Source organism: Escherichia sp. MOD1-EC6098 (assembly GCF_002965865.1).
In the GTDB taxonomy this organism is placed as follows: domain Bacteria; phylum Pseudomonadota; class Gammaproteobacteria; order Enterobacterales; family Enterobacteriaceae; genus Escherichia; species Escherichia marmotae.
Window position 1 is genome coordinate 1 of the sequence record NZ_PTSN01000074.1, and the last position, 1,010, is coordinate 1,010.

Sequence of the window (1,010 nt, forward strand, 5' to 3'; positions counted from 1 at the left end):
CAGATCGATAACGCGCCGGAAGAAAAAGCTCGTGGTATCACCATCAACACTTCTCACGTTGAATACGACACCCCGACCCGTCACTACGCACACGTAGACTGCCCGGGGCACGCCGACTATGTTAAAAACATGATCACTGGTGCTGCTCAGATGGATGGCGCGATCCTGGTTGTTGCTGCGACTGACGGCCCGATGCCGCAAACCCGTGAGCACATCCTGCTGGGTCGTCAGGTAGGCGTTCCGTACATCATCGTGTTCCTGAACAAATGCGACATGGTTGATGACGAAGAGCTGCTGGAACTGGTTGAAATGGAAGTTCGTGAACTTCTGTCTCAGTACGACTTCCCGGGCGACGACACTCCGATCGTTCGTGGTTCTGCACTGAAAGCGCTGGAAGGCGACGCAGAGTGGGAAGCGAAAATCCTGGAACTGGCTGGCTTCCTGGATTCTTACATTCCGGAACCAGAGCGTGCGATTGACAAGCCGTTCCTGCTGCCGATCGAAGACGTATTCTCCATCTCCGGTCGTGGTACTGTTGTTACCGGTCGTGTGGAACGCGGTATCATCAAAGTTGGCGAAGAAGTTGAAATCGTTGGTATCAAAGAGACTCAGAAGTCTACCTGTACTGGCGTTGAAATGTTCCGCAAACTGCTGGACGAAGGCCGTGCTGGTGAGAACGTAGGTGTTCTGCTGCGTGGTATCAAACGTGAAGAAATCGAACGTGGTCAGGTACTGGCTAAGCCGGGCACCATCAAGCCGCACACCAAGTTCGAATCTGAAGTGTACATTCTGTCCAAAGATGAAGGCGGCCGTCATACTCCGTTCTTCAAAGGCTACCGTCCGCAGTTCTACTTCCGTACTACTGACGTGACTGGTACTATCGAACTGCCGGAAGGCGTAGAGATGGTAATGCCGGGCGACAACATCAAAATGGTTGTTACCCTGATCCACCCGATCGCGATGGACGACGGTCTGCGTTTCGCAATCCGTGAAGGCGGCCGTACCGTTGG

General features: G+C 53.7%; 1 protein-coding gene. It reads left to right on the plus strand.

Going from position 1 to position 1,010, the window contains the following annotated elements:
- The coding region (gene tuf / locus C0K55_RS25670; protein ID WP_105267088.1) for an elongation factor Tu at positions 1-1,010 on the plus strand (1,010 nt) is incomplete at both ends.